The sequence below is a fragment of the Thermus caliditerrae genome (genome assembly GCF_021462525.1).
Classification (GTDB): domain Bacteria; phylum Deinococcota; class Deinococci; order Deinococcales; family Thermaceae; genus Thermus; species Thermus caliditerrae.
In genome coordinates, this window is the sequence record NZ_JAKEDT010000003.1 from 74655 (window position 1) to 93276 (window position 18622).

General features: G+C 66.3%; 19 protein-coding genes and 2 tRNA genes. 17 read left to right on the forward strand and 4 right to left on the reverse strand.

From position 1 onward, the window contains the following. The first annotated feature begins 23 nt into the window (after positions 1–23). The 3 genes from L1088_RS03220 to L1088_RS03230 are packed head-to-tail and all read left to right on the forward strand — an operon-like array spanning position 24 to position 2680. Positions 24–740: a (Fe-S)-binding protein gene (locus tag L1088_RS03220; RefSeq protein ID WP_234553700.1), complete on the forward strand. Its 717-nt coding sequence runs from the start codon at positions 24–26 to the stop codon at positions 738–740. After that, positions 724–2130: a LutB/LldF family L-lactate oxidation iron-sulfur protein gene (locus tag L1088_RS03225; RefSeq protein WP_234553701.1), complete on the forward strand. Its 1407-nt coding sequence runs from the start codon at positions 724–726 to the stop codon at positions 2128–2130. Before L1088_RS03220 ends, L1088_RS03225 begins: the two co-directional genes overlap by 17 nt. Then, positions 2120–2680, forward strand: a complete 561-nt coding sequence (locus L1088_RS03230) for a LutC/YkgG family protein (protein ID WP_234553702.1) — start codon at positions 2120–2122, stop codon at positions 2678–2680. Before L1088_RS03225 ends, L1088_RS03230 begins: the two co-directional genes overlap by 11 nt. Here the strand turns inward: L1088_RS03230 and lepB are convergent. Beyond that, complete coding sequence (lepB, locus tag L1088_RS03235) at positions 2673–3479, reverse strand: signal peptidase I (RefSeq protein ID WP_234553703.1); 807 nt, start codon at positions 3477–3479, stop codon at positions 2673–2675. The genes L1088_RS03230 and lepB overlap by 8 nt on opposite strands. Next, positions 3476–4231, reverse strand: a complete 756-nt coding sequence (locus L1088_RS03240; protein ID WP_234553704.1) for a patatin-like phospholipase family protein — start codon at positions 4229–4231, stop codon at positions 3476–3478. The genes lepB and L1088_RS03240 overlap by 4 nt, the downstream gene beginning before the upstream one ends. Before the next feature lie 48 nt (positions 4232–4279). Between L1088_RS03240 and L1088_RS03245 the strand changes: the two genes are divergently transcribed. After that, positions 4280–5053 (forward strand): serine/threonine-protein kinase, encoded by a 774-nt coding sequence (locus tag L1088_RS03245; RefSeq protein WP_234553705.1) that lies wholly within the window; start codon positions 4280–4282, stop codon positions 5051–5053. Between the two features lie 4 nt (positions 5054–5057). Here L1088_RS03245 and L1088_RS03250 read toward each other — a convergent pair whose 3' ends face one another. Continuing rightward, positions 5058–6167: an N-acetylmuramoyl-L-alanine amidase family protein gene (locus L1088_RS03250; protein ID WP_234553706.1), complete on the reverse strand. Its 1110-nt coding sequence runs from the start codon at positions 6165–6167 to the stop codon at positions 5058–5060. A 48-nt stretch (positions 6168–6215) separates the two neighbouring features. On the opposite strand from L1088_RS03250, the gene L1088_RS03255 reads away from it, so the two are divergent. Continuing rightward, positions 6216–6644: an OsmC family protein gene (locus L1088_RS03255; RefSeq protein ID WP_038047706.1), complete on the forward strand. Its 429-nt coding sequence runs from the start codon at positions 6216–6218 to the stop codon at positions 6642–6644. Between the two features lie 3 nt (positions 6645–6647). Continuing rightward, complete coding sequence (locus L1088_RS03260) at positions 6648–7406, forward strand: type III pantothenate kinase (protein ID WP_038047709.1); 759 nt, start codon at positions 6648–6650, stop codon at positions 7404–7406. Here L1088_RS03260 and L1088_RS03265 read toward each other — a convergent pair. After that, positions 7321–7734, reverse strand: a complete 414-nt coding sequence (locus L1088_RS03265) for an SRA domain-containing endonuclease (protein WP_234553707.1) — start codon at positions 7732–7734, stop codon at positions 7321–7323. The two genes, L1088_RS03260 and L1088_RS03265, sit on opposite strands and share 86 nt — an antisense overlap. Positions 7735–7799: 65 nt before the next feature. Between L1088_RS03265 and L1088_RS03270 the strand changes: the two genes are divergently transcribed. The 11 genes from L1088_RS03270 (at position 7800) to aroC (ending at position 18617) form a co-directional block, all read left to right on the forward strand. After that, positions 7800–7876, forward strand: a tRNA-Asp gene (locus tag L1088_RS03270). A gap of 1 nt (position 7877) precedes the next feature. Continuing rightward, positions 7878–7953, forward strand: a tRNA-Phe gene (locus tag L1088_RS03275). A 668-nt stretch (positions 7954–8621) separates the two neighbouring features. Next, positions 8622–10037 (forward strand): HD-GYP domain-containing protein, encoded by a 1416-nt coding sequence (locus L1088_RS03280; protein WP_234553708.1) that lies wholly within the window; start codon positions 8622–8624, stop codon positions 10035–10037. Between the two features lie 50 nt (positions 10038–10087). Further along, entirely contained in the window at positions 10088–10582 is a 495-nt protein-coding gene (locus L1088_RS03285) for a DUF5317 domain-containing protein (RefSeq protein ID WP_234553772.1), read from the forward strand. Between the two features lie 72 nt (positions 10583–10654). Continuing rightward, the gene (locus L1088_RS03290; protein ID WP_234553709.1) at positions 10655–11659 is read left to right on the forward strand and encodes a homoisocitrate dehydrogenase; all 1005 of its coding nucleotides are present in this window, start codon (positions 10655–10657) and stop codon (positions 11657–11659) included. A 190-nt stretch (positions 11660–11849) separates the two neighbouring features. Further along, positions 11850–12983 (forward strand): type IV pilus assembly protein PilM, encoded by a 1134-nt coding sequence (pilM, locus tag L1088_RS03295; RefSeq protein WP_234553710.1) that lies wholly within the window; start codon positions 11850–11852, stop codon positions 12981–12983. Then, entirely contained in the window at positions 12976–13599 is a 624-nt protein-coding gene (locus L1088_RS03300) for a flagellar protein FliT (protein ID WP_234553711.1), read from the forward strand. Before pilM ends, L1088_RS03300 begins: the two co-directional genes overlap by 8 nt. Further along, positions 13589–14200 (forward strand): type IV pilus inner membrane component PilO, encoded by a 612-nt coding sequence (locus tag L1088_RS03305; protein ID WP_234553712.1) that lies wholly within the window; start codon positions 13589–13591, stop codon positions 14198–14200. The genes L1088_RS03300 and L1088_RS03305 overlap by 11 nt, the downstream gene beginning before the upstream one ends. After that, positions 14197–15144, forward strand: a complete 948-nt coding sequence (locus L1088_RS03310) for a competence protein (protein ID WP_234553713.1) — start codon at positions 14197–14199, stop codon at positions 15142–15144. The genes L1088_RS03305 and L1088_RS03310 overlap by 4 nt, the downstream gene beginning before the upstream one ends. Beyond that, the gene (locus L1088_RS03315; RefSeq protein ID WP_234553714.1) at positions 15141–17426 is read left to right on the forward strand and encodes a secretin GspD/PilQ domain-containing protein; all 2286 of its coding nucleotides are present in this window, start codon (positions 15141–15143) and stop codon (positions 17424–17426) included. Before L1088_RS03310 ends, L1088_RS03315 begins: the two co-directional genes overlap by 4 nt. A gap of 39 nt (positions 17427–17465) precedes the next feature. Beyond that, the gene (aroC, locus tag L1088_RS03320; protein WP_234553715.1) at positions 17466–18617 is read left to right on the forward strand and encodes a chorismate synthase; all 1152 of its coding nucleotides are present in this window, start codon (positions 17466–17468) and stop codon (positions 18615–18617) included. Positions 18618–18622: the final 5 nt, after the last annotated feature.

Consider the following 18622-nt stretch of genomic DNA (forward strand, 5'->3'; position numbering starts at 1 on the left):
CCTCGGGGTATGCTAAGGCGCAAATGCGCGTGGCCCTCTTCATCACCTGCCTGGCGGACCAGTTCTACGCGGAGGCCGGGGTGGCGGCGGTCAGGCTCCTCCGGGCCCTGGGGGTGGAGGTGGATTTCCCCGAAGGCCAGACCTGCTGCGGCCAGCCCGCCTTCAACGCCGGCCACTGGGGCGAGGCCAGGGCCCTGGCCCGGCGCACTATAGATATTTTCCAAGACGCAGAGTACGTGGTCTTGCCCTCGGGGAGCTGCACCAGCATGGTAAAAAACCACTACCCCGAGCTCCTTCCCGGGAACAGGGAAGCCCTAGCCCTCTCAGGAAAGACCTATGAACTCTCGCAATTCTTGGTGCAGGTCCTGGGGGTGGAAAAGCTGGGGGAAGGGCTTAAGGGCAGGCGGGTGGCCTACCACCACGGCTGCCACGCCCTGAGGGAGCTTGGGGTGAAGGAGGAGCCCCTCCTCCTGCTGCAAAACGCCGGGGCCGAGCTCCTCCCCTGGGAGGCGGCGGAGGAGTGCTGCGGCTTTGGAGGGCTCTTCTCCGTGAAGCTCCCCGAGGTCTCCCTAGCCATGGCCAGCCGCAAGGTGGCCACCTTGCCCCAGGCGGAGGTCCTCACCTCCACGGACGCAGGCTGCCTCTTGCACCTGGCAGGCAGGTTGGGCCGGCTGGGAAGGCCCTTACGGGTGGCCCCCCTAGCCACCCTGCTCTGGGAGGCGTATGCGGGTCAAAGCTAAGCTCTACCCCAAGGAAGCGGCAAGGCTCCTCCAGGAGAAGCCCTCAGTGCGGGCCTCCGTCACTGGGGCCACCCTCCACTTTGAACGGAACCGCCTCCGGGCCTACGGCGAGATCGACGCCGAGGCCTGGCGCGAGCGGGCCAGGCGCATCAAGGACCACGTGCTCACCCACCTGGACCACTACCTGGAGCTGGCGGAAAAGCGGCTTCGGGAAAATGGGGTGCAGGTCCACTGGGCCGAGGGGCCGGAGGAGGCCCACCGGCTCCTGCGGGAAGTGGTGGCCCGGCACGGGGTGAAGCGGGCGGTGAAGGCTAAGAGCATGCTCACCGAAGAGCTTGGGGTGAACCCCCTCCTGGAGTCCCTGGGGGTAGAGGTATACGAGACCGACCTGGGGGAGTACCTCATCCAGCTCCTGGGGGAACCCCCAAGCCACATCGTGGGCCCGGCCATCCACCTCTCCCTACCGGAGATCCAAAGGCTCTTCCACGACCGCTTCGGCACCCCCCTGGACGCCGCTCCCGAGGCCCTGGCCCAGGTGGCGAGAGGGGTCTTGAGGGAGGCCTTCCTCACCGCGGAACTGGGCATCAGCGGGGCCAACTTTCTGGTGGCGGAGACGGGCACCTTGGCCGTCATGGAGAACGAGGGGAACATCAGGCTTTCCACCAGCCTCCCCCGGGTCCACGTGGCCTTCGTGGGGATTGAGAAGCTCCTTCCCCGCTTCCAGGACCTGGCCCTCTTCCTTCCCCTCACCGCACGGGCGGCCACGGGGCAACGCCTGGCCACCTTTGTTTCCCTCATCCAAGGCTCCGCCCAGCCGGGGGAGGAAGGCCCTGAGGAGGTGCACGTGGTCCTGGTGGACCACGGGCGCACCGCCCTTCTGGCGGACCCTGAGGCCTGGGAGGTGCTAAGGTGCGTGCGCTGCGGGGCCTGCCTCAACGCCTGCCCCGTCTACCGCCAGACGGGGGGCCACCCCTACGGCTACGTCTACTCGGGCCCCATCGGGGCGGTGCTGGACCCCGGGCTTTTGGGCCTGGAGGAGGCCCACCCCCTTCCCCATGCCTCCACCCTCTGCGGGGCCTGCCAGGAGGCTTGTCCGGTGAAGATCCCCATTCCCAAGCTCCTCCTCGCCTGGCGGCACCGGGCGGTGGAGCAGGGCCTGGCCCCCACCTGGGAGAAGGGGGCCATGCGGGCCTTCGCCCAGGTGATGGGCAGCCCCGCCCTCTACCGCCTCTTCTCCAAGGCCCTAAGGGGCCTTCCCCTACCCCAGGCCCTCCAGGATCACCTCCCCCTGCTCCGGGCTTGGACGGAAGGGCGGGGGCCCCTCAAGCCCAGCCCCAGGCCCTTCCACGAGCTGTGGCGGGAGATCAAGGAGGAAACCCATGGAGGTTAGAGCCCGAATCCTCGCCCGCATCCGCAAGGCCCTGAAGGAGCGCCCCAAGGCCCTTCTTCCCGAACACCCCCACCTGCGCCTTGGGGAAGAACCCCTGGACCTCTTCCTGAGGCGCCTGGCCGAGAACGGGGCCGAGGGCCACCTCCTGAACCAGGAAGGAGCGGTGGGGCTCCTGAAGGAGCTGGCCCACGGCCTCCCCGGGGTGGCCTACGGTAAGGGGGTACCCACCTCCTTCCGCCTTTTCCCCGAGCTTCCCCCGGAGGCGGCACCCCTCGGGGTTTCCTGGGCGCTTTTCGCCGTGGCGGAGACCTGCACCCTAGCCCTCTCCTCCGAGGACGGGCGAAAGGCCCAGCTCCTTCCCCCCACCCACCTGGTCCTGGTGGAGCGGGAGCGGGTCTACTCCACCCTTTTGGAGGCTTTCTCCGAACAGAAGGCCCTTCCCAGCGCTTTGGGCCTCCACTCCGGTCCCTCCAAGAGCGCGGACATCGGCCAGGTGATGGTGAAGGGGGTCCATGGGCCCGGAAGGCTGGTGGTGGCCGTCCTCACCTGAGGTCGTAGGCCGAAGGCGGGGCGAGGCGGCGCAGGTTGAGGCGCCACCCCCCTTCCTCCCGCACCAGGGGAGGCCACCACACGAAGTTGGCCCGCCCGGCGATGGCTTCCTGGGGCACGGGACCGAAGGTGCGGGAGTCCTCCGAGCCGCCTAAGGTGCGGTTGTCCCCCATGACGAAGTAGTAGCCCTTCTTCAGGCGGATGCGCCCCACCTCGCAGGCCTCCGTGAGGCGGCTTCTCCCCAGAACGTCGGGCGAAGGGGGAAGGAGCATCTCCTTGAGGGGCTTGAGGTAGGCGGGGAGAAGCTCCACGGGGAAATCCCCCTGCTGGGTGATGATGCGGGTCATGCGCCCGTCCTTGTAGCAGACCCCGGGAAAGGAGTCGGGCCAGGGGGAGATGTGGTCGGTGATGTGGGTTTCGGAAAGGGGCACACCGTTCACGTGCACCACCCCCCGCTCCACATAGACCTCATCCCCAGGAACCGCCACGATGCGCTTGATGAAGAAGGCGCGGAAGCTGAAGCCCAAGACGGGGAAGCGGGCCGTGGCGTAGGGGGTGCCCTCTGGGGGCTTCAGGATGGCGATCTCCCCCCGCCGCCACTCCGAAAGGCCAAAGCGCACCAGCCAGGTCTCCCACTTGGGCACCAGGACCCGCTCCCCGTTCTTCAGGGTGGGGAACATGCTCTGCCCCACCACCCCCACGGTGGTGAAGACGAAGGTGGTGACCAGAAAGGCCACCAGAAGAGCCTCCCCCACCTGCCGGAACCACTCCTTGAAAAGATACTCCCAAAAAGCCTTCATACCCCTCCTACTCTACCCGCTAACACCTGCTTGGCCGCCTGGCGACCCGCCTCCACGATTTCCTCCAGGCGGCGAAAGTCCTCGAGGCCCACCCCGGGAAGGCTGGGCCGCACGTACACCTCGGGGGCGTACAGGGTGAGGCGCACCGACGTGAGGTGAAGCTGCATGAGGTCCACAGCCCGGCGGGCCAGGGCTAAGAGCCCCTTTGGGGTTCCGTCCGCCGTGCGCTCGGGGGTCACGTCCACCGCGTAGACCTCTGTGGCCCCGAGGAGCCTGGCTGCGTCCACGGGCAGGTTGTCCAACACCCCGCCGTCAAAGAGGAGCCGCCCCTCCCGCTCCACGGGGGCCAGGAGGCCGGGGTAGGCCGCAGAGGCCAAAACGGCGCTGGGGAGGTCCCCCTGCGTGAGGAAAAGGAGCCTCCCCGAAACCACGTCCACCGCAGTGACCGCCAGGGGACGTTCGAGGTCGGCAAAGCTTGGGGGCAGGTGCTCCGCCAAAAAGTCCTTTAGCTTCCTGCGGGAAAAAATGCCTTCCCGGGGAGAAAGTCCCAAGAGGCCAAGCCAGGGGGTTTTGCGGGCGATGGCCAGCATCTCCTCCGGGGTCTTCCCCGCGGCGAAGAGGGCCCCCACGATGGCGCCCATGCTGCTACCCGCCACCACCTGGAAGTCCAACCCCGCCTCCAGGAAGACCTCGAGGGCCCCAATATGGGCAAGCCCCCTGGCCCCACCGCCGGAAAGCGCCAAGCCGCGCACGGGAAAATCCTAACGGCTTCCGGGTGAAAGAGGTGAGGGACGGGTATAGTGAAGGCGGTGAGCCTGGCCGGGAAAACCCTCCGCCAAAGGTACCGGGTGGTGCGCCCCTTGGGGCAGGGAGCCCTGGCCACCGTCTACCTGGCCTTTGACCGCTTCGGCACCCCCTACGCCCTCAAGCTCTTCCCCAAGGGGGCCGAGGCCAGGCGCAACCGGGAGTTCTGGGTGGGCCAGCGCCTCGCCCACCCCAACCTGAACCCGGTGCTGGAAAGCCTGGACCTGGACGAAGGCCCAGCCCTCCTCCTGGCCTACGCCCCGGGAGAGGAGATGGGCCGCTGGATGCTCCGCCGTCCCGGACGGGAGCGAGCCCTCTTCGTCTTCCGCCAGCTCCTCCAGGCCCTCGCCCACATGCACGGCAAGGGCCTCGTGCACCGGGACGTGAAGCCGGAAAACATCATCGTGGCAGGCACAGACGAGGCCCGGCTGGTGGACTTTGACCTGTCGGGGCCCGCCCTGGAAGCCTTCAAGAAGCCCCTGCGGGTGGGCACCCTCCCCTACCTGGCCCCGGAGCAGGTCCTGGGGCAAAGCCCCGGCCCCGAAGCGGACGTGTACGCCGCGGGGGTCATCCTCTACTGGATCCTGGCCGGGGAGCATCCCTTTGTGGGAGAGCCGGAAGAGGTCCTCCTGGGGCATCTGCGGGGGGAGGTACCCCCCATCCCGGGCCTCGAGGCCCCAGTGGAAGCCTTCCTCAGGCGGCTTTTGGCCAAGCGCCCCGAGGAGCGCTTCCCCAGCGCAGAGGCCGCCCTCGAGGCCCTTCCCTTTTAGACCCCTAGCGGGCGTAGGCCCCGTTGGCCAAAAAGGTGAGCACCCCCGCCAAAAGCCCTTGGGCCACCTTTTCCCGGTAGGCGGGGTCGGCCAGGTTCCGCCCCTCCACCGGGTGGTCCCCAAACCCGATCTCCACCAGCACCGCGGGCACCTTGGCGTAGCGCAGAACAAAGAAATCCCCCGGAAAAGCCCCCCGGTAAGGGCTGCCGGTGGTCTGGGAGAGGTGGCGGCCCAGGGTTTCCGCTAGACGCTGGCCGTAGCGCTGGTTGGCCTGGGCTACGATGTCCGAAAGGATGCGTTCCGCCACACTCTGGGCCTCCTGGGTGAGGCGCTTGCCCAGCTCTCCTCCCCCGTTCTCCCGGATCACCTGGGCCAGGACTCGAGGGTCCTGAGCCCGACCGAAGTAAAAAACCTCCACCCCGCGGGCGGTGCGGGTGGAAGAGGCGTTCACATGTATGGAAACAAAGAGGTTCACTTGGGAACTGTCGGCCAACGAAGCCCGACGGGAAAGGTCCTCTCGCTTGTCCGGGGATAGGTGCACATCCCGGTCCCGCGTGAGGCGCACCTCAATCCCCTCCTTCTCCAGGAGGCGCTTGAGGCGCAGGGCTACGTCCAGCACCACCTCCTTCTCCACCACGTACCCCACCATGCCCGGGTCCACCCCACCGTGCCCAGGGTCCAGGAGGACCACGGGTTTGGGGGGCTTGGGGGTGCGGTTGCGGGGCGGGTCGGGAGGGGACGGAGAGGCCGGCTTGCTGGGGGTCTGGGGGGCCTTACGCAAAGCCAGGTCCACCACCAAGCGCTCAGGGTCCGAGTAGCGGTGTGTGGAAACCTCCACCGACCCCTTGAGGCGCACCAGCACCCGGACCTGTCCCCCCTCAGGAACCGTTTGCACCGAGGCCACCTCGGGGGAACCCACCACCTGATCCAGGGAAGAGGCGCTGACCCCACGGAACACCAGGGTCAAAAGCCCGTTCTCCTGGGTAAGGGTGTAGGGCACCTCCTTGCTGGGCAGGTCAAAGACCAAGCGGGTGAAGCCCTCATGAACGCCCACCCGGGGAAAGGCGTAAGCCAGGCTCCATACCAACCCGAATAAGAGGGCCAACCCTCGCATCTAAGGCCATTCTAGCGGTACCCGTGAGGGCTTGGTAAAATCCAGCTCATGACGAAGAAGGTCGTGGTCTACAACCTGGTGGGGCACCGCTTCCTGGGGATGAACGAGCAGGGGGACAAGGTCATGATCGACGGGGACCAGCCCGCCACCGGGCCCCGCCCCATGGAGCTCCTCCTCATGGCCCTAGGGGCCTGCACCGCCTACGACGTGGTGGACATCATGCGCAAGAAGAAGCAGCCCCTGGCCCGCTACCGGGTGGAGGTGGAGGGGGTGCGGGCGGAAACCCACCCCAAGCGCTACACCCACATCACCATCACCCACATCGCCTCCGGTCCTGGGGTTACGCTGGAAGCCCTGGAGCGGGCCGTTCACCTCTCCCACACCAAGTACTGCTCCGTTTCCGCCAACCTGAACGCCGAGATCACCACCAAGGTGGTGCTGGAGCCCTGGGAAGGGGATACGCCCGAAGGGGCTTAGACCATGCTGCTAGCGGTTGACATCGGCAACACCTCCACCGCCTTGGGCGTCTTCGCCGGTGAGGACCTGGTGGCCCACTTCCGCATCCACACTGACCGGATGCGTATGGAAAGCGAGTACCGGGTCCTCCTGAAAAACCTCTTCTCCCTAGACGGCCTGCCCGCCCCCAAGGCCGCGTTGCTTTCCAGCGTGGTGCCTCCGGTGGAGCGGGAGATGAAGGAGGCCATAGAGAAGCTCTTCGGCGTAAGGGCCCAGGTGGTGGACGCGGAAGCCACGGGGCTGGAGGTCCTCATCGACAACCCCAAGGAGGCCGGGGCCGACCGCCTGGTGAACGCCGTGGGCGCCCTGGCCTACGAAAGCCCCACGGGCCGCTACATCGTGGTGGACTTCGGCACCGCCACCACCTTTGACCTGGTGGAGGCCCCAGGCCGCTATCTGGGCGGGGCCATCACCATCGGCCCCCAGACCGCCGCCGACGCCCTCGCCGCCCGCACCGCCAAGCTCCCCCGCATCGACCTGGTCCCGCCCAAAGGCGTGGTGGGCAAGAACACCCTGGACGCCCTCCGCTCCGGTCTGGTCTTGGGCTACGCCGCCTTGGTAGAAGGCATGGTGCGCCGCTTTAAGGAAGAGGCGGGAGAAGCCCTGGTCATCGCCACCGGCGGCTTTGCGGCCACCCTCAAAGATCTCTGCCCTTCCTTTGACGTGGTGGACGAGGACCTGACCCTGAAGGGGCTTCTTCGCATCCACCGGGCTCGAGGGTGAACCAGTACACGTACCGCCCCTCCTCGGGCAAAAGCCTGTAGGAGACGCCTACCACCCGGTAAAGGCCCAGGTCCTGCCAAAGCCCCGGCTTCTCCCGCAAGAAAACGCGGAGGGCCTTTCCTTCGGCGTAAGCCCGAAGAAGGCGCAGGTTGCCCCCTAGGGGCTCCTGGTGGCCCCGCTTCCCCTCCCCCATGTAGACGATGCGCCCATCGGGAAGCAAGCGGTTTTTATAGCCCGACTCCCCCCGGTCCACCAGAAGGCTCCGTTCCCCGATCCCCCTTCGGGTGCGGTGAACGGCGAAGACCTCGCTCCAGCTCAAGCTTGACACTTCCCCTTCCCCCGGCTATTATCCTAAGTGCCCGGTCGGACGCCCCCGACCCGGCAACAACCCAAGGCCCCGTGGTGTAGTTGGTTAACACACCCGCCTGTCACGTGGGAGATCGCGGGTTCGAGTCCCGTCGGGGCCGCCACGCCGAGGTAGCTCAGTTGGTAGAGCATGCGACTGAAAATCGCAGTGTCGGCGGTTCGATTCCGCCCCTCGGCACCACAGCACAAGCTAGCCGCTCCCTCTAGGAGCGGTTTTTTTTCTTGACCCTTTTGTCAAACCCGCATCTTTGCTAGACTGCCCCTGAAGGGGGTGGGAACCTGACGCAAACCGCCACATTCCGGGTGCGTATTTGGGGCGAAGGGTGTTTGCAGGAAACATTTGCCAGGATTTGCCCGTGAATTTTGGGGTTGAGTTTCAGCGGATCCATTTGGAAAGCCGCGTTGGGCGTCTTTGCCCTGCGGCTTTTCGCGTTTGCTTCTACTAGAGAAGATTCCCCAACCCGGTAGGTTCCCCCCTTGCCAGAAGCCCTACCCAGCTGGCCGGTGGTGTGCTAAGCTGGGTAGTAATAATCTGACCTATTCCATATATTTGTGAGCCAGTTGGCACTTTTTATCGTGGTGATACCTATTCTTCTCCTCTTGACAGTATTAACCCACCCCCCTAAAGTGAAAGACAAGCAAACGGGGCCGAACCCCCGGAAGCGGAAGAAAAGGAGGGATGAAGATGAAGAAGCTGATCGCTAAGGTTCTGGCGCTTCTCGGCTCTCTGGTGGCTCTGGGGTTGGCGGCTGGGGCCAGCGCGCACTGGCAGTAAAAACGGCCACAAGTTGGCCGTTTTTTCTTTTGGATCCCCTTTTCCAGGGGACCTTGTGCTATGCTTAGGCCGGTATGCTCCAAAAGCTCCGCCGCCTGGAACTCCCCCCGCCCCGGGTGCTGGCCTTTATCCTTGGGGTTTTTGCCAGCTTTTTAGTGCTGGAAGGCTACCTCATCGCCCGCCACGGGTTCCGCCTCCCCCCACCCGGGCTGGGCTGGTTTGACCTCCTCTTCTGGGCGGCCCTGGTCTTCTGGAGCGTGCGGGTGGAGATCCGCCTGCCCCTAAGCGCCAGCATGAGCCACCTCTTCCTCTTCGCCTTGGCGCTAGTGGCCCTCACACCCCTCTGGTTTGCCCCCCTTTGGGTTTTTCTCTTCCAATACAGCGGCAACACCTGGTACAAACAGCTCTTCAACCGCTCCCAAGACGCCTTGGCCACCCTAGCCGCCGCCCTGGTCTGGCAGTTTTTCCAGAGCAACCCTCTCTACCTGGGGACGCTCAACTTAAGCGCTGGGGTAGGCGTGGGGCTGGGAGCGGTGATGTTCTTCATCGTGAACATGGGTCTGGTCACCCTTATCATCCACCTAGCCAATGGCACCCCCTTACGGGAAGTCTGGAAAAAGAACTTTGGTTGGCTCGCCGCTAGCTACTTCCTCCTCTCCCCCGTGGCCCTCCTCCTGGCCCGAGCCTACGAGATCCCCCTCCTCGGCGGCTGGGGGGGCTGGACGGTCCTCCTTTTCCTGGTTCCCCTCTACTACAGCCGCTTCTACTGGGACGAGAAAGTGCGCCTGGAGCAGGCCTTTGACGCCACCTTGGAAGTGCTGATGCACGCCCTGGAAGCCAAGGAGCCGGAAACCCGCATGCACTCCGAGCGCGTGGCGGACATCGCCAAAGACCTGGCCCGGGCCCGCTACGGGGACGAGGCCAAGGCCATGGAGATCTACCGGGCGGCCCGCCTGCACGACATCGGCAAAATCGGCATCCCCGAGGCCCTTCTCCTCAAGCCCGACAAGCTCACGCCCAAGGAGTACGAGGTGGTGCAAAGCCACACCACCTTGGGCGCCCAGCTCCTGAAGCCCGCGGAGAAGGTGGCCTTCGGCCCCGTGGTTTACAACGTGATCCTCCACCACCACGAGCGCTGGGACGGGCGGGGCTACCCCAAGCGCCTCGCCGGACACGAAATCCCGGAGGAGGCCCGCATCGTGGGCCTGGCCGACGCCTATGAGGCCATGACCGCAGGCCGCCCTTACCGCAAGGCCAAGTCCTCGGAGGAAGCCTTGCAGGAGGTTCAGGACCTCTCCGGTATCCAGTTTGACCCCAGGCTGGTGGAGCTTTTCACCCAGCTTTGGCACCAGAACCCCCTGTGGCGCGACCGCCAAGCCTACCTGGAAGCGAAGGAGGGATCGGTATCACGCTCTACCTTGTCGCAGCCCTATTCGGCCTCGGCCTCGCCCTCGCCCTCGGAGCCAGGCCAAGAGACCTCGGAAGCATAGAGCTCAAGGCCCCCTGGGCCTTCCTCCTGGCGGCGCTGGCAGAGGGTGGCCTGGCGTACGGCACCTACCGGGGCCTCTTTCAACCCGAGTGGGCGGGTCCCCTGGCCAAGTTGCTGGTGCTGGTCCTGGTGGGCTACGGCCTCTACCAGAACCGCCACCTAAAGAGCCTCTACCTGGTGGTGCTCGGCCTCGGCCTGAACACCATGGTCATCGTGGCCAACAGCGGCCACATGCCCGTCAGCCTCTCCGCCCTGAAGCGGGCGGGGGTGGAAGGCTGGGAGGACATCCTCAAGACCCGGAGCGATGCCGTCCACAGCCTCCTGGACGAGTACACCCGCCTGCCCTTCCTGGGAGATGTCATCCCCCTGCCTCCTCTGGGCAAGGCGGTCAGCCTTGGGGACCTCTTCATCCTGGCGGGCATAGCCGGGGTGGTGGTGGAAGGAGCCCTCAGGGTAGGGGGAAGGCGGCTTCCCCTGCGCCAAGCAGCCCTGAGGGTGCTGGCCTTCCTCTTGTTGGTCTTCCTCTTACTTGCCCTTCGCCCTTGAGCCCAACACCCCCGTGGCCTGGTGTAGTGTATATTCCCAAGAGGGGAACTTACCCCTAAGTCCGGAGGCAACATGGCGTATCGCATCTGCTTGATAGAAGGAGACGGCATCGGCCACGAGGTGGTCCCCGCGGCCCGGAAGGTGCTGGAAGCCACAGGGCTGCCTTTGGAGTTTGTGGAGGCCGAAGCGGGCTGGGAAACCTTTGAGCGACGAGGCACCTCCGTCCCCGAGGAAACCGTAGAGAAAATCCTTTCCTGCCACGCCACCCTTTTCGGCGCCGCCACCAGCCCCACGAGAAAGGTGCCAGGATTCTTTGGGGCCATCCGCTACCTGCGCCGGAGGCTGGACCTTTACGCCAACGTCCGCCCTGCCAAGAGCCGCCCCGTCCCAGGAAGCCGTCCTGGGGTGGACCTCGTCATCGTGCGGGAGAACACGGAAGGCCTTTACGTGGAGCAGGAGCGGCGCTACCTGGACGTGGCCATCGCCGACGCGGTGATCTCCAAGAAGGCCAGCGAGCGCATCGGCCGCGTGGCCTTGAAGATCGCGGAAAGCCGCCCCCGCAAGACCCTGCACATCGCCCACAAGGCCAACGTTCTTCCCGTGACCCAGGGGCTCTTCTTGGACACGGTGCGAGAGGCGGCCAAAGACTATCCCCTGGTGAACGTCCAGGACATCATCGTGGACAACTGTGCCATGCAGCTGGTGATGCGCCCTGAGCGGTTCGACGTGATCGTCACCACCAACCTCCTCGGGGACATCCTCTCGGACCTCACGGCCGGGCTCGTGGGCGGGCTTGGCCTGGCCCCTTCGGCCAACATCGGGGACACCACCGCTGTGTTTGAGCCGGTGCATGGCTCCGCCCCCGACATCGCCGGCAAGGGCATCGCCAACCCCACAGCCACCATCCTCTCCGCCGCCATGATGCTGGACTACCTGGGGGAAAAGGAGGCCGCGAGGAAGGTGGAGCAAGCGGTGGACACCGTTTTGGCCAACGGGCCCCGCACCCCGGACCTCGAGGGCAATGCCAGCACCCAGGCCTTCACCGAAGCGGTGGTGCAGGCCCTGCGCGCCCTTTAGCTCAAGCTTCTGGCCCGCCCTCCCTGGCTTGTAAGGGAGGGCTTTGGGTTTTGACGCAAGCCATCTGGGGTAAGGTGAGGCTAGAGCACTTCAGGGCCCTTCCCTTTCCAAGGCCCGAATGGTATACACTACGGACAGGTTCGTTATGGCTCAGGGCGCGTTTCCCCCTTCAGGTTAGCGAGGAGGTTCAGTGTTCTCTGGTTTCAGCAGACTATTCCAACCGCGCGTGGAAGCCCTCGGGCTGGAGATCGGTGCCTCCAGCTTGAAGCTGGTGGAGCTTTCCGGCCACCCCCCGGCCCTGCGCGCCATGGCCGTCCGGCCCACGCCGCCGGGGATGCTGGCGGAAGGGGTAGTTACTGAACCCGCCGCCTTGGCCCAGGAGTTAAGGGAGCTTCTCGCCGAAGCCCGCACCCGAAAGCGCTATGTGGTGACCGCTGTACCCAACCCCAGCGTTATCCTGCGCACCATCCAGGTGCCCAAGATGCCCCTCAAGGAGATGGAGGAGGCCGTGCGCTGGGAAGCCGAGCGGTACATCCCTTTCCCCATAGACGAGGTGGTGCTGGACTTCGCCCCCCTGGACCCCTTGGCCGAGGTGGCCGAGGGGGAGCAGGTGGAGGTGATGGTGGGGGCCGCCCGGCAGGAAGCGGTGGCCTCCATAATCGAGGCCCTAAAGGGTGCGGGCCTCACCCCCGTGGTCCTGGACGTCAAGCCCTTCGCCGGCCTCTACCCCTTGGAGGAAACCTTAACCAAGGATCCGGATCACGTGGCGGTGGCCATTGAGATCGGTGCGGAAAGCACCAGCCTGGTCCTCACGCGGGGCGATCGGCCTTTGGCGGTGCGGGTGCTTACCCTTTCGGGCAAAGACTTCACCGAGGCCATCGGCAAGAGCTTTGGCCTGGACTTCCTCACCGCCGAGGAGGTAAAGCGCACTTATGGCCTCGCCACCATCCCCACTGAGGACGAGGAGCTTCTTCTGGACTTCGACGCCGAGAGGGAGCGGTACAGCCCCGCCAAGATTTACGACGCCATCCGCCCGGTCCTGGTGGAGCTCACCCAGGAAATCCGGCGCAGCCTGGAGTTCTTCCGGGTGCAGCTGGGAGACGTGCAGCCGGAAACGGGCTACCTTTATGGCGGGGGGAGCCGCCTGCGGGGCCTAGCCACCCTGCTCACCGACACCCTGGGGGTCAACTTTGTCGCCCCCGATCCCTGGCAGGGGATCCAGGTGGACCCCAAGCGGTTTGACCTGGAGAAGCTTGGGGAACAGGGCCCCGAGCTGATGGTGCCCCTGGGCCTGGCGCTGAGGGGGGTGAACCCGCTTGATTAGGCTTAACCTCCTGCCCAAGAACCTGCGCCGCCGCGTGGAGCCCGGCTGGTGGCGGCTGGCCGCCGCGGCCTTGGCCCTGGTGGTCTTCCTGGCCTTGGGTTTCCTCCACTACACCGCTTCCACCGAGCTTGCCCTAGCCAAGCAAGAGCGGGACGCCTTAAAGGCAGAGGTGGAAGCCCTGAGGCCTTTTATCCAGGAGCAAAATCGGCTCCAGCAAGAGCGGAAGACCCTCGAGGCCCTCCTGGCTATCCGGGAGGGGTTGCGTAAAAACTTTGTGCCCTGGTCGGAGTACCTGGCCGCCTTCATCCGCCAGATCCCCCAGGAAGGGGGGCGCTTCCCCGTGGCCCTGCGCTCGGTGGGCGCCCGCGCCCTCTCGGAGGAGGAGGCCAGCCAGCAGGCGCAAACGGGCGTCTTTGACGGGAAGAAGGTGCGGGTGGAGTTCACCCTGCAAGGGGAGGCCCTGAACCAAGGGGCCCTGGTGCGCTTCATCCAGGCCTTCGAGGCCTCTCCCCGCTTCGGCATCGAGTTCCAGGGCGCCTCTTTGGACCAGAACCGCGGGCTTTACACCTTCAGCGCTCGGATAGGCGTGGTGGGAGGTGAGGCCGATGTTCGCTAGGCTTGGACAGCGGGAGTGGGCCCTGATCGCCATCGCCCTCACCCTGGCGGTGGCCCTCCTCTGGTACTTCCTCCTCATCGTTCCCTTGCGGCAGGAAACGGAGCAGGTGCGCCAGGAAATAGCCCAGCTGGTCCCCCAACGGGATAGGGGCCGCCAGGCCCAGCGGGCCCTGCCGGAGCTAAGGGCCACCATCGCCGAGCTACAAGCCGAGCGCCAGGCGTTCCTTAGGGCCTTGCCCAAGGAAGAAAGGCTCGCCCAGGTGCTGAACGAGATCCTGGGCGAGGCAGTGCGGAGCGGCGTGACGGTGCGCTCCTTCACCCGTTCCCCCGCCTCAGCCCCGGTGCCGGAGGTGCGGGCGGTGAACCTGGCCCTTTCCCTCGAGGCCCCCTTCCCGGAAACCTACGCCTACCTAAGGCGGCTAGAGGGCCTTTCCCGCTTCAGCTCCCTGTCGGGCATCAACCTGAGCGTCCAGGGCCAGGACCTTAACCCCCTCCTCTCCACCAGCCTCACCCTGACCCTGTACATGCTGGCCAAGGACCTGGAGACCAATCCGGCTTCCCCCGCCACCCCTAGCCCTCAAGAACAAGGAGGTGGGCAGTGAAGGCAACTTGGGAACGCCTCGCCTCCTGGTGGCGTAGCCTGCCCCAGTCCACCAAGCTCCTCCTAGCGGGCCTCCTCCTGGTGAGCGCGGTGACCTTGTGGTACGTGGGCTTCTACCTACCCAGCCAAACCGCGGCCGTCGTTCAGACCCCGCCCACCCCCACCATGGCACCAGAAAGCCCGCAGGCCATCGAGGCACCCCCCATTCCCCCCCTGGCGGAACCCGCCCCCGAGGTCCCGGCCCAACCCCCAGCCTCACAACCCACAGCCACCCCGCCCGTCCCCAAGGAGGAAACCAGGAAGTCCACGCCTCTGCCCGTACCTCAGGCCTCCCGGGAAACCCCTCCGCCTAACCCCTTCGTCCCCCTGGTGGTGGAAACTCCGGCTCCTGTGGCCATGCCTACCCCTTCCCCCGCACCCACGCCCCAGCCGGTGCCCACCGGGGCTCCTGTGCGGGTTACCTCCGGTACCCCCCTGCCCACGCCCAGTACACCGCCCACGACCCGGCCCCTTCCTGGAACCTCGGGGGCCCTGCCCGCACCCAAAGTGCTGACTCCTGCACCCAAGGCCGAGGTGCCTCAAACCCAGACGGAACCGCAGGTAGCCCTCACGCCCCCGGTGGGCTTGGTGGAGTCCCCCCTGCCCCAAGAGAATCAGACCTCAGTGACCCCACCGCAAACCCCACCGCCTCCCCCCAGCCCCAAAACCCCCCTCGAGGCCCTGGTGGAGGAACGCGGGCTTAAGCTCTCCGGCACCCTCTTAGGCCCGGTAAGCGTGGCCATCCTGGAGAGCAAGGAGGGTTACCTGGTGCTTCCCGCGGGTAGCCCCATCCCGGGAAGCGAAGCCGTGGTGCGCAGGATAGAGGGCGACCGCGTGGTGCTGGCGCTAAAGGACGAAACCCTAGAGATCGCTCTGGCGAACTCGCAGGCTGGAGGTGGGCAATGACCTGGACGCATACCTGGAAATCCCTGATCAAGCCGCTGATTGGGGCCGCCGTGGCCCTGAGCCTTCCCGTGTTGGCGGGAAGCCTCCCCCAGGAGCCCCGCTTCGACGCCAAAGTGGACCTCAAGGTCTCCGAAAGCCAGGTGCGGGCGGGGCTGACCCTGCCTTTGGATGTGGTCCTGGAGGCCCTGGCGAGGAGCGTGGGCCTCCAGCCCCTCGTCTACCGGGCCTACGACGCCTCCGGCGACCCCGCCAAGGCCCAGCCCCCCTTGCCCAATGTGAAGCTGGACTTCCAGGGCAAGCCCTTCCGGGAGGTCTGGGATCTCCTTTTCGCCACGTACGGCACCCAGTTCAACCTGGACTACCTCTTCCTGCCTCCGGACGTGGTGGTGGTGGCCCCCACCCAGGTGATCACCGCCTTGGTGGACGCCCCAAGCCGCACCGGGGCAGCGGAGCGCAGGCCCTACCTGGTGGCCATCCCCGAGATCGCCTACCGACGCACGGAAACCGATGCCCAGGGCCAGGCCCGCACCGTGGTGAATATAGATGGGGCCAAGGCCTGGGTGCAAAACGATCTCCTGCCCTTCCTTTCCCGGGAAGCCAGCGGGCTTAGCGTGAACTGGATCGTGGTGGAGGAAGGGGGCAAACTCAGGGCCCTACTCTCTGTCCTGGCCACCCCAGAACAGCACATTCGCTTCTCGGACATCCTCCAGCGGGCAGGGATTGATTTCCGCCCGTTGCCCGCCTTAGCTTTGCCCAAGCCCCAGGTGGAGCGAACCTATACCCTCGCCCACGCCACCTTCCCCGAACTCCTGGCTTTCCTCCAAGCCCAAGTACCAGGAGCCCAGATCGCCGTGGTCCCCACCGACCCCAAGCGGGCCCTGGTGCGGGCCACCGAGGAGGACCACGCCCGCATCGCCGAACTCCTCAAGACTGCGGACGTGCCCAAGCCTACTCCCACCCTGCGACGGGTCTACGCCCTGCAAAACCTCACCTTCCCTGAGGTCCAGGAAAGGCTTAAGCTCCTCCTGGAGCGTGAGCTTTCCCAAGCCCGCCTGGAGACTGTGCCCGGCAATCCCAAGGCCCTTCTCCTGGAAGCCCCAGAGGCCGACCACGCCCTCTTCGCCGAGATCCTGAAGGCCGCCGACGTGGTGCCCCAGATAGCCCCACCCGCTCAGGAAACCACCCTCCGCAGGCTCTACCCCTTGCGCTTCGCCGACGCCGAGAAGGTAGCCCCCTTCCTGGCCAAGGAGGTGCCGGGAATCGTGGTGCAGACCGTGCCGGGGCAACCCGTCCTCTCCGTGCGGGGCACGGAGAAACAGCTTGCCGAGGTGGAAAGCCTCTTGGCCCAAATCGACCAGGCCCCTGAGCAAGGCCCCCCGGTGTTCCAGCGCTCCTACCAGCTCTCCAACGCCAAGGCCGCCGACTTGGCCAAAGTCCTCCAGGAGGCCTTGCAGGCCCGGCAGGCCCAGGGCCAGGCCCAACCCCAAGCCCCCACCCGCCAGGCCACGGTGGTGGCGGACGAGCGCACCAACACCCTGATCGTCACCGGCACGCAGGAGGACCTGGCCCTGGTGGAGGGCCTCATCCCTAGGCTGGACCAGGCGGTGCCCCAGGTGAACCTCAGGGTGCGCATCCAGGAGGTGCAGTCCAACCTGAGCCGCAACCTGGGCATCAAGTGGAACACCGTGGCCGGAGGCAACGTGGTGGCCAGCGTCCTGGACTCGGGGCTTTCCCTCATCTTCGACAGCACCCGTAGCCTGGCCGCCTTGAACATCCTGGCCACCCTCGAGGCCCTCCAGCGCCAGGGCCTCTCCCGGGCGCTAAGGGACGTGAACCAGACCGTCCTCAACAACCAGACCGCCCGCCTCCAGTCCGGCGAGACCTTCCTCATCCGCCGGGTAGTGGGGGACCGGGTGGAGCGGGTGCCCTTCGACATCGGCATCATCGTGGAGGTTACCCCCCAGATCACCGCCGACGGCCAGATCCTCCTCAACATCAAGGCCGAGGTTTCCGGCAACGTGCAGCGCAACCCTGTGGACGGGGACGTGGATCGCTTTACCAAGCAGGTGGTGACCACCACCCTAAGGGTGCGGGACGGGCAGACAGTGGTCCTGGGGGGCCTCACCTCCCAGGAGAACAACCAAACCCAGCAGGGGGTGCCCCTCCTTATGGACATCCCCCTCATCGGGGAGCTCTTCAAGCAGCGCACCAGCGAAAGCACCGACCGGGAGCTTCTGGTGGTCATCACCGCCGACATCCTGAAGGAAGCCGCAAGCCGCTAGAGAAAGCCCCCGGCGAGGGGGGGGGCCNACAATGTCCCCATGAGGTTCCTGACTGCAGGCGAGTCTCATGGCCCCGAGCTTCTGGCGATCATCGAGGGCCTACCCGCCGGCATCCCCCTCACCGAGGAGGACATCAACCCCTGGCTGGAACGGCGCCAAAAGGGGTACGGGCGGGGGCGGCGCATGGTGATAGAAACCGACCGGGTGGAGTTCCGCGCCGGGGTCAGGGCCGGGCGCACCACGGGGGCACCGGTGGCCCTGGCCATCCGGAACGCCGACCACCGCAACTGGGTGGAGATCATGGACCCCGCCCCGGGGAACGAACCCCGCAAAAAAGCCCTCACCGCCGCCCGCCCCGGCCACGCCGACCTTTCGGGGGGCATCAAGTACGGCCACAAGGACCTAAGGGACGTGCTGGAGCGGGCCAGCGCCCGGGAAACCGCCATGCGGGTGGCGGTGGGAGCGGTGGCCCTGAAGTTCCTTTCCCTCCTGGGGGTGGAAGGGGTGGGGTACGTGCCGGGGATGGCGGGGGTCTGGGCCCAGGTGCCCTTCGCCTGGGACCTCGTGCCCCGCATCGAGGCGAGCCCTTTGCGCATGACCGACCCCGAGGCCGAAGCCGAGGCCATCAACCGCATCGACCAGGCCAAGGCGGAAGGGGACACCCTGGGCGGGGTGATCGAGGCCCGCTTCCGGGGCCTGGTGCCGGGCCTGGGGAGCCACGTGCACTGGGACCGGAAGCTGGATGGCCGTCTGGCCCAGATGGCCCTCTCCATCCCCGCGGTCAAGGGGGTGGAGATCGGCCCCGCCTTTGAAAACGCCATGCGCCGGGGCTCGGAGGTGCACGACGCCATCTACTGGAGCCCGGAACGGGGGTTTTACCGCAAGACCAACCGGGCGGGGGGCCTCGAGGGGGGCATGACCACGGGGGAGGAGCTGGTGGTGCGCGCCGCCCTCAAGCCCATCGCTACCTTAATGAAACCCCTTCCTACCGTGGACGTGGTGAGCCACGAGCCCGCCGATGCCGCCCGGGAGCGCTCCGACGTCACCGCTGTTCCGGCGGCCAGCGTGATCCTCTGCGCCCTTTCCGCCATCGTCCTGGCCCAGGCCTACCTGGAGAAGTTCGGCGGGGACACCATGGAAGAAATCCAGGAGCGGGTGGAGCGGTACAAAGCCCGCGTCCTCGCCTACTGAAGCCT

Coding starts and splice junctions, on each gene's coding strand:
- L1088_RS03220 (WP_234553700.1), top strand. CDS start 24: ATGCGCGTGGCCCTCTTCATCACCTGCCTGGCGGACCAGTTCTACGCG.
- L1088_RS03225 (WP_234553701.1), top strand. CDS start 724: ATGCGGGTCAAAGCTAAGCTCTACCCCAAGGAAGCGGCAAGGCTCCTC.
- L1088_RS03230 (WP_234553702.1), top strand. CDS start 2,120: ATGGAGGTTAGAGCCCGAATCCTCGCCCGCATCCGCAAGGCCCTGAAG.
- lepB (WP_234553703.1), bottom strand. CDS start 3,479: ATGAAGGCTTTTTGGGAGTATCTTTTCAAGGAGTGGTTCCGGCAGGTG.
- L1088_RS03250 (WP_234553706.1), bottom strand. CDS start 6,167: ATGCGAGGGTTGGCCCTCTTATTCGGGTTGGTATGGAGCCTGGCTTAC.
- L1088_RS03255 (WP_038047706.1), top strand. CDS start 6,216: ATGACGAAGAAGGTCGTGGTCTACAACCTGGTGGGGCACCGCTTCCTG.
- L1088_RS03260 (WP_038047709.1), top strand. CDS start 6,648: ATGCTGCTAGCGGTTGACATCGGCAACACCTCCACCGCCTTGGGCGTC.
- L1088_RS03280 (WP_234553708.1), top strand. CDS start 8,622: ATGCTCCAAAAGCTCCGCCGCCTGGAACTCCCCCCGCCCCGGGTGCTG.
- L1088_RS03290 (WP_234553709.1), top strand. CDS start 10,655: ATGGCGTATCGCATCTGCTTGATAGAAGGAGACGGCATCGGCCACGAG.
- L1088_RS03305 (WP_234553712.1), top strand. CDS start 13,589: ATGTTCGCTAGGCTTGGACAGCGGGAGTGGGCCCTGATCGCCATCGCC.
- L1088_RS03315 (WP_234553714.1), top strand. CDS start 15,141: ATGACCTGGACGCATACCTGGAAATCCCTGATCAAGCCGCTGATTGGG.
- aroC (WP_234553715.1), top strand. CDS start 17,466: ATGAGGTTCCTGACTGCAGGCGAGTCTCATGGCCCCGAGCTTCTGGCG.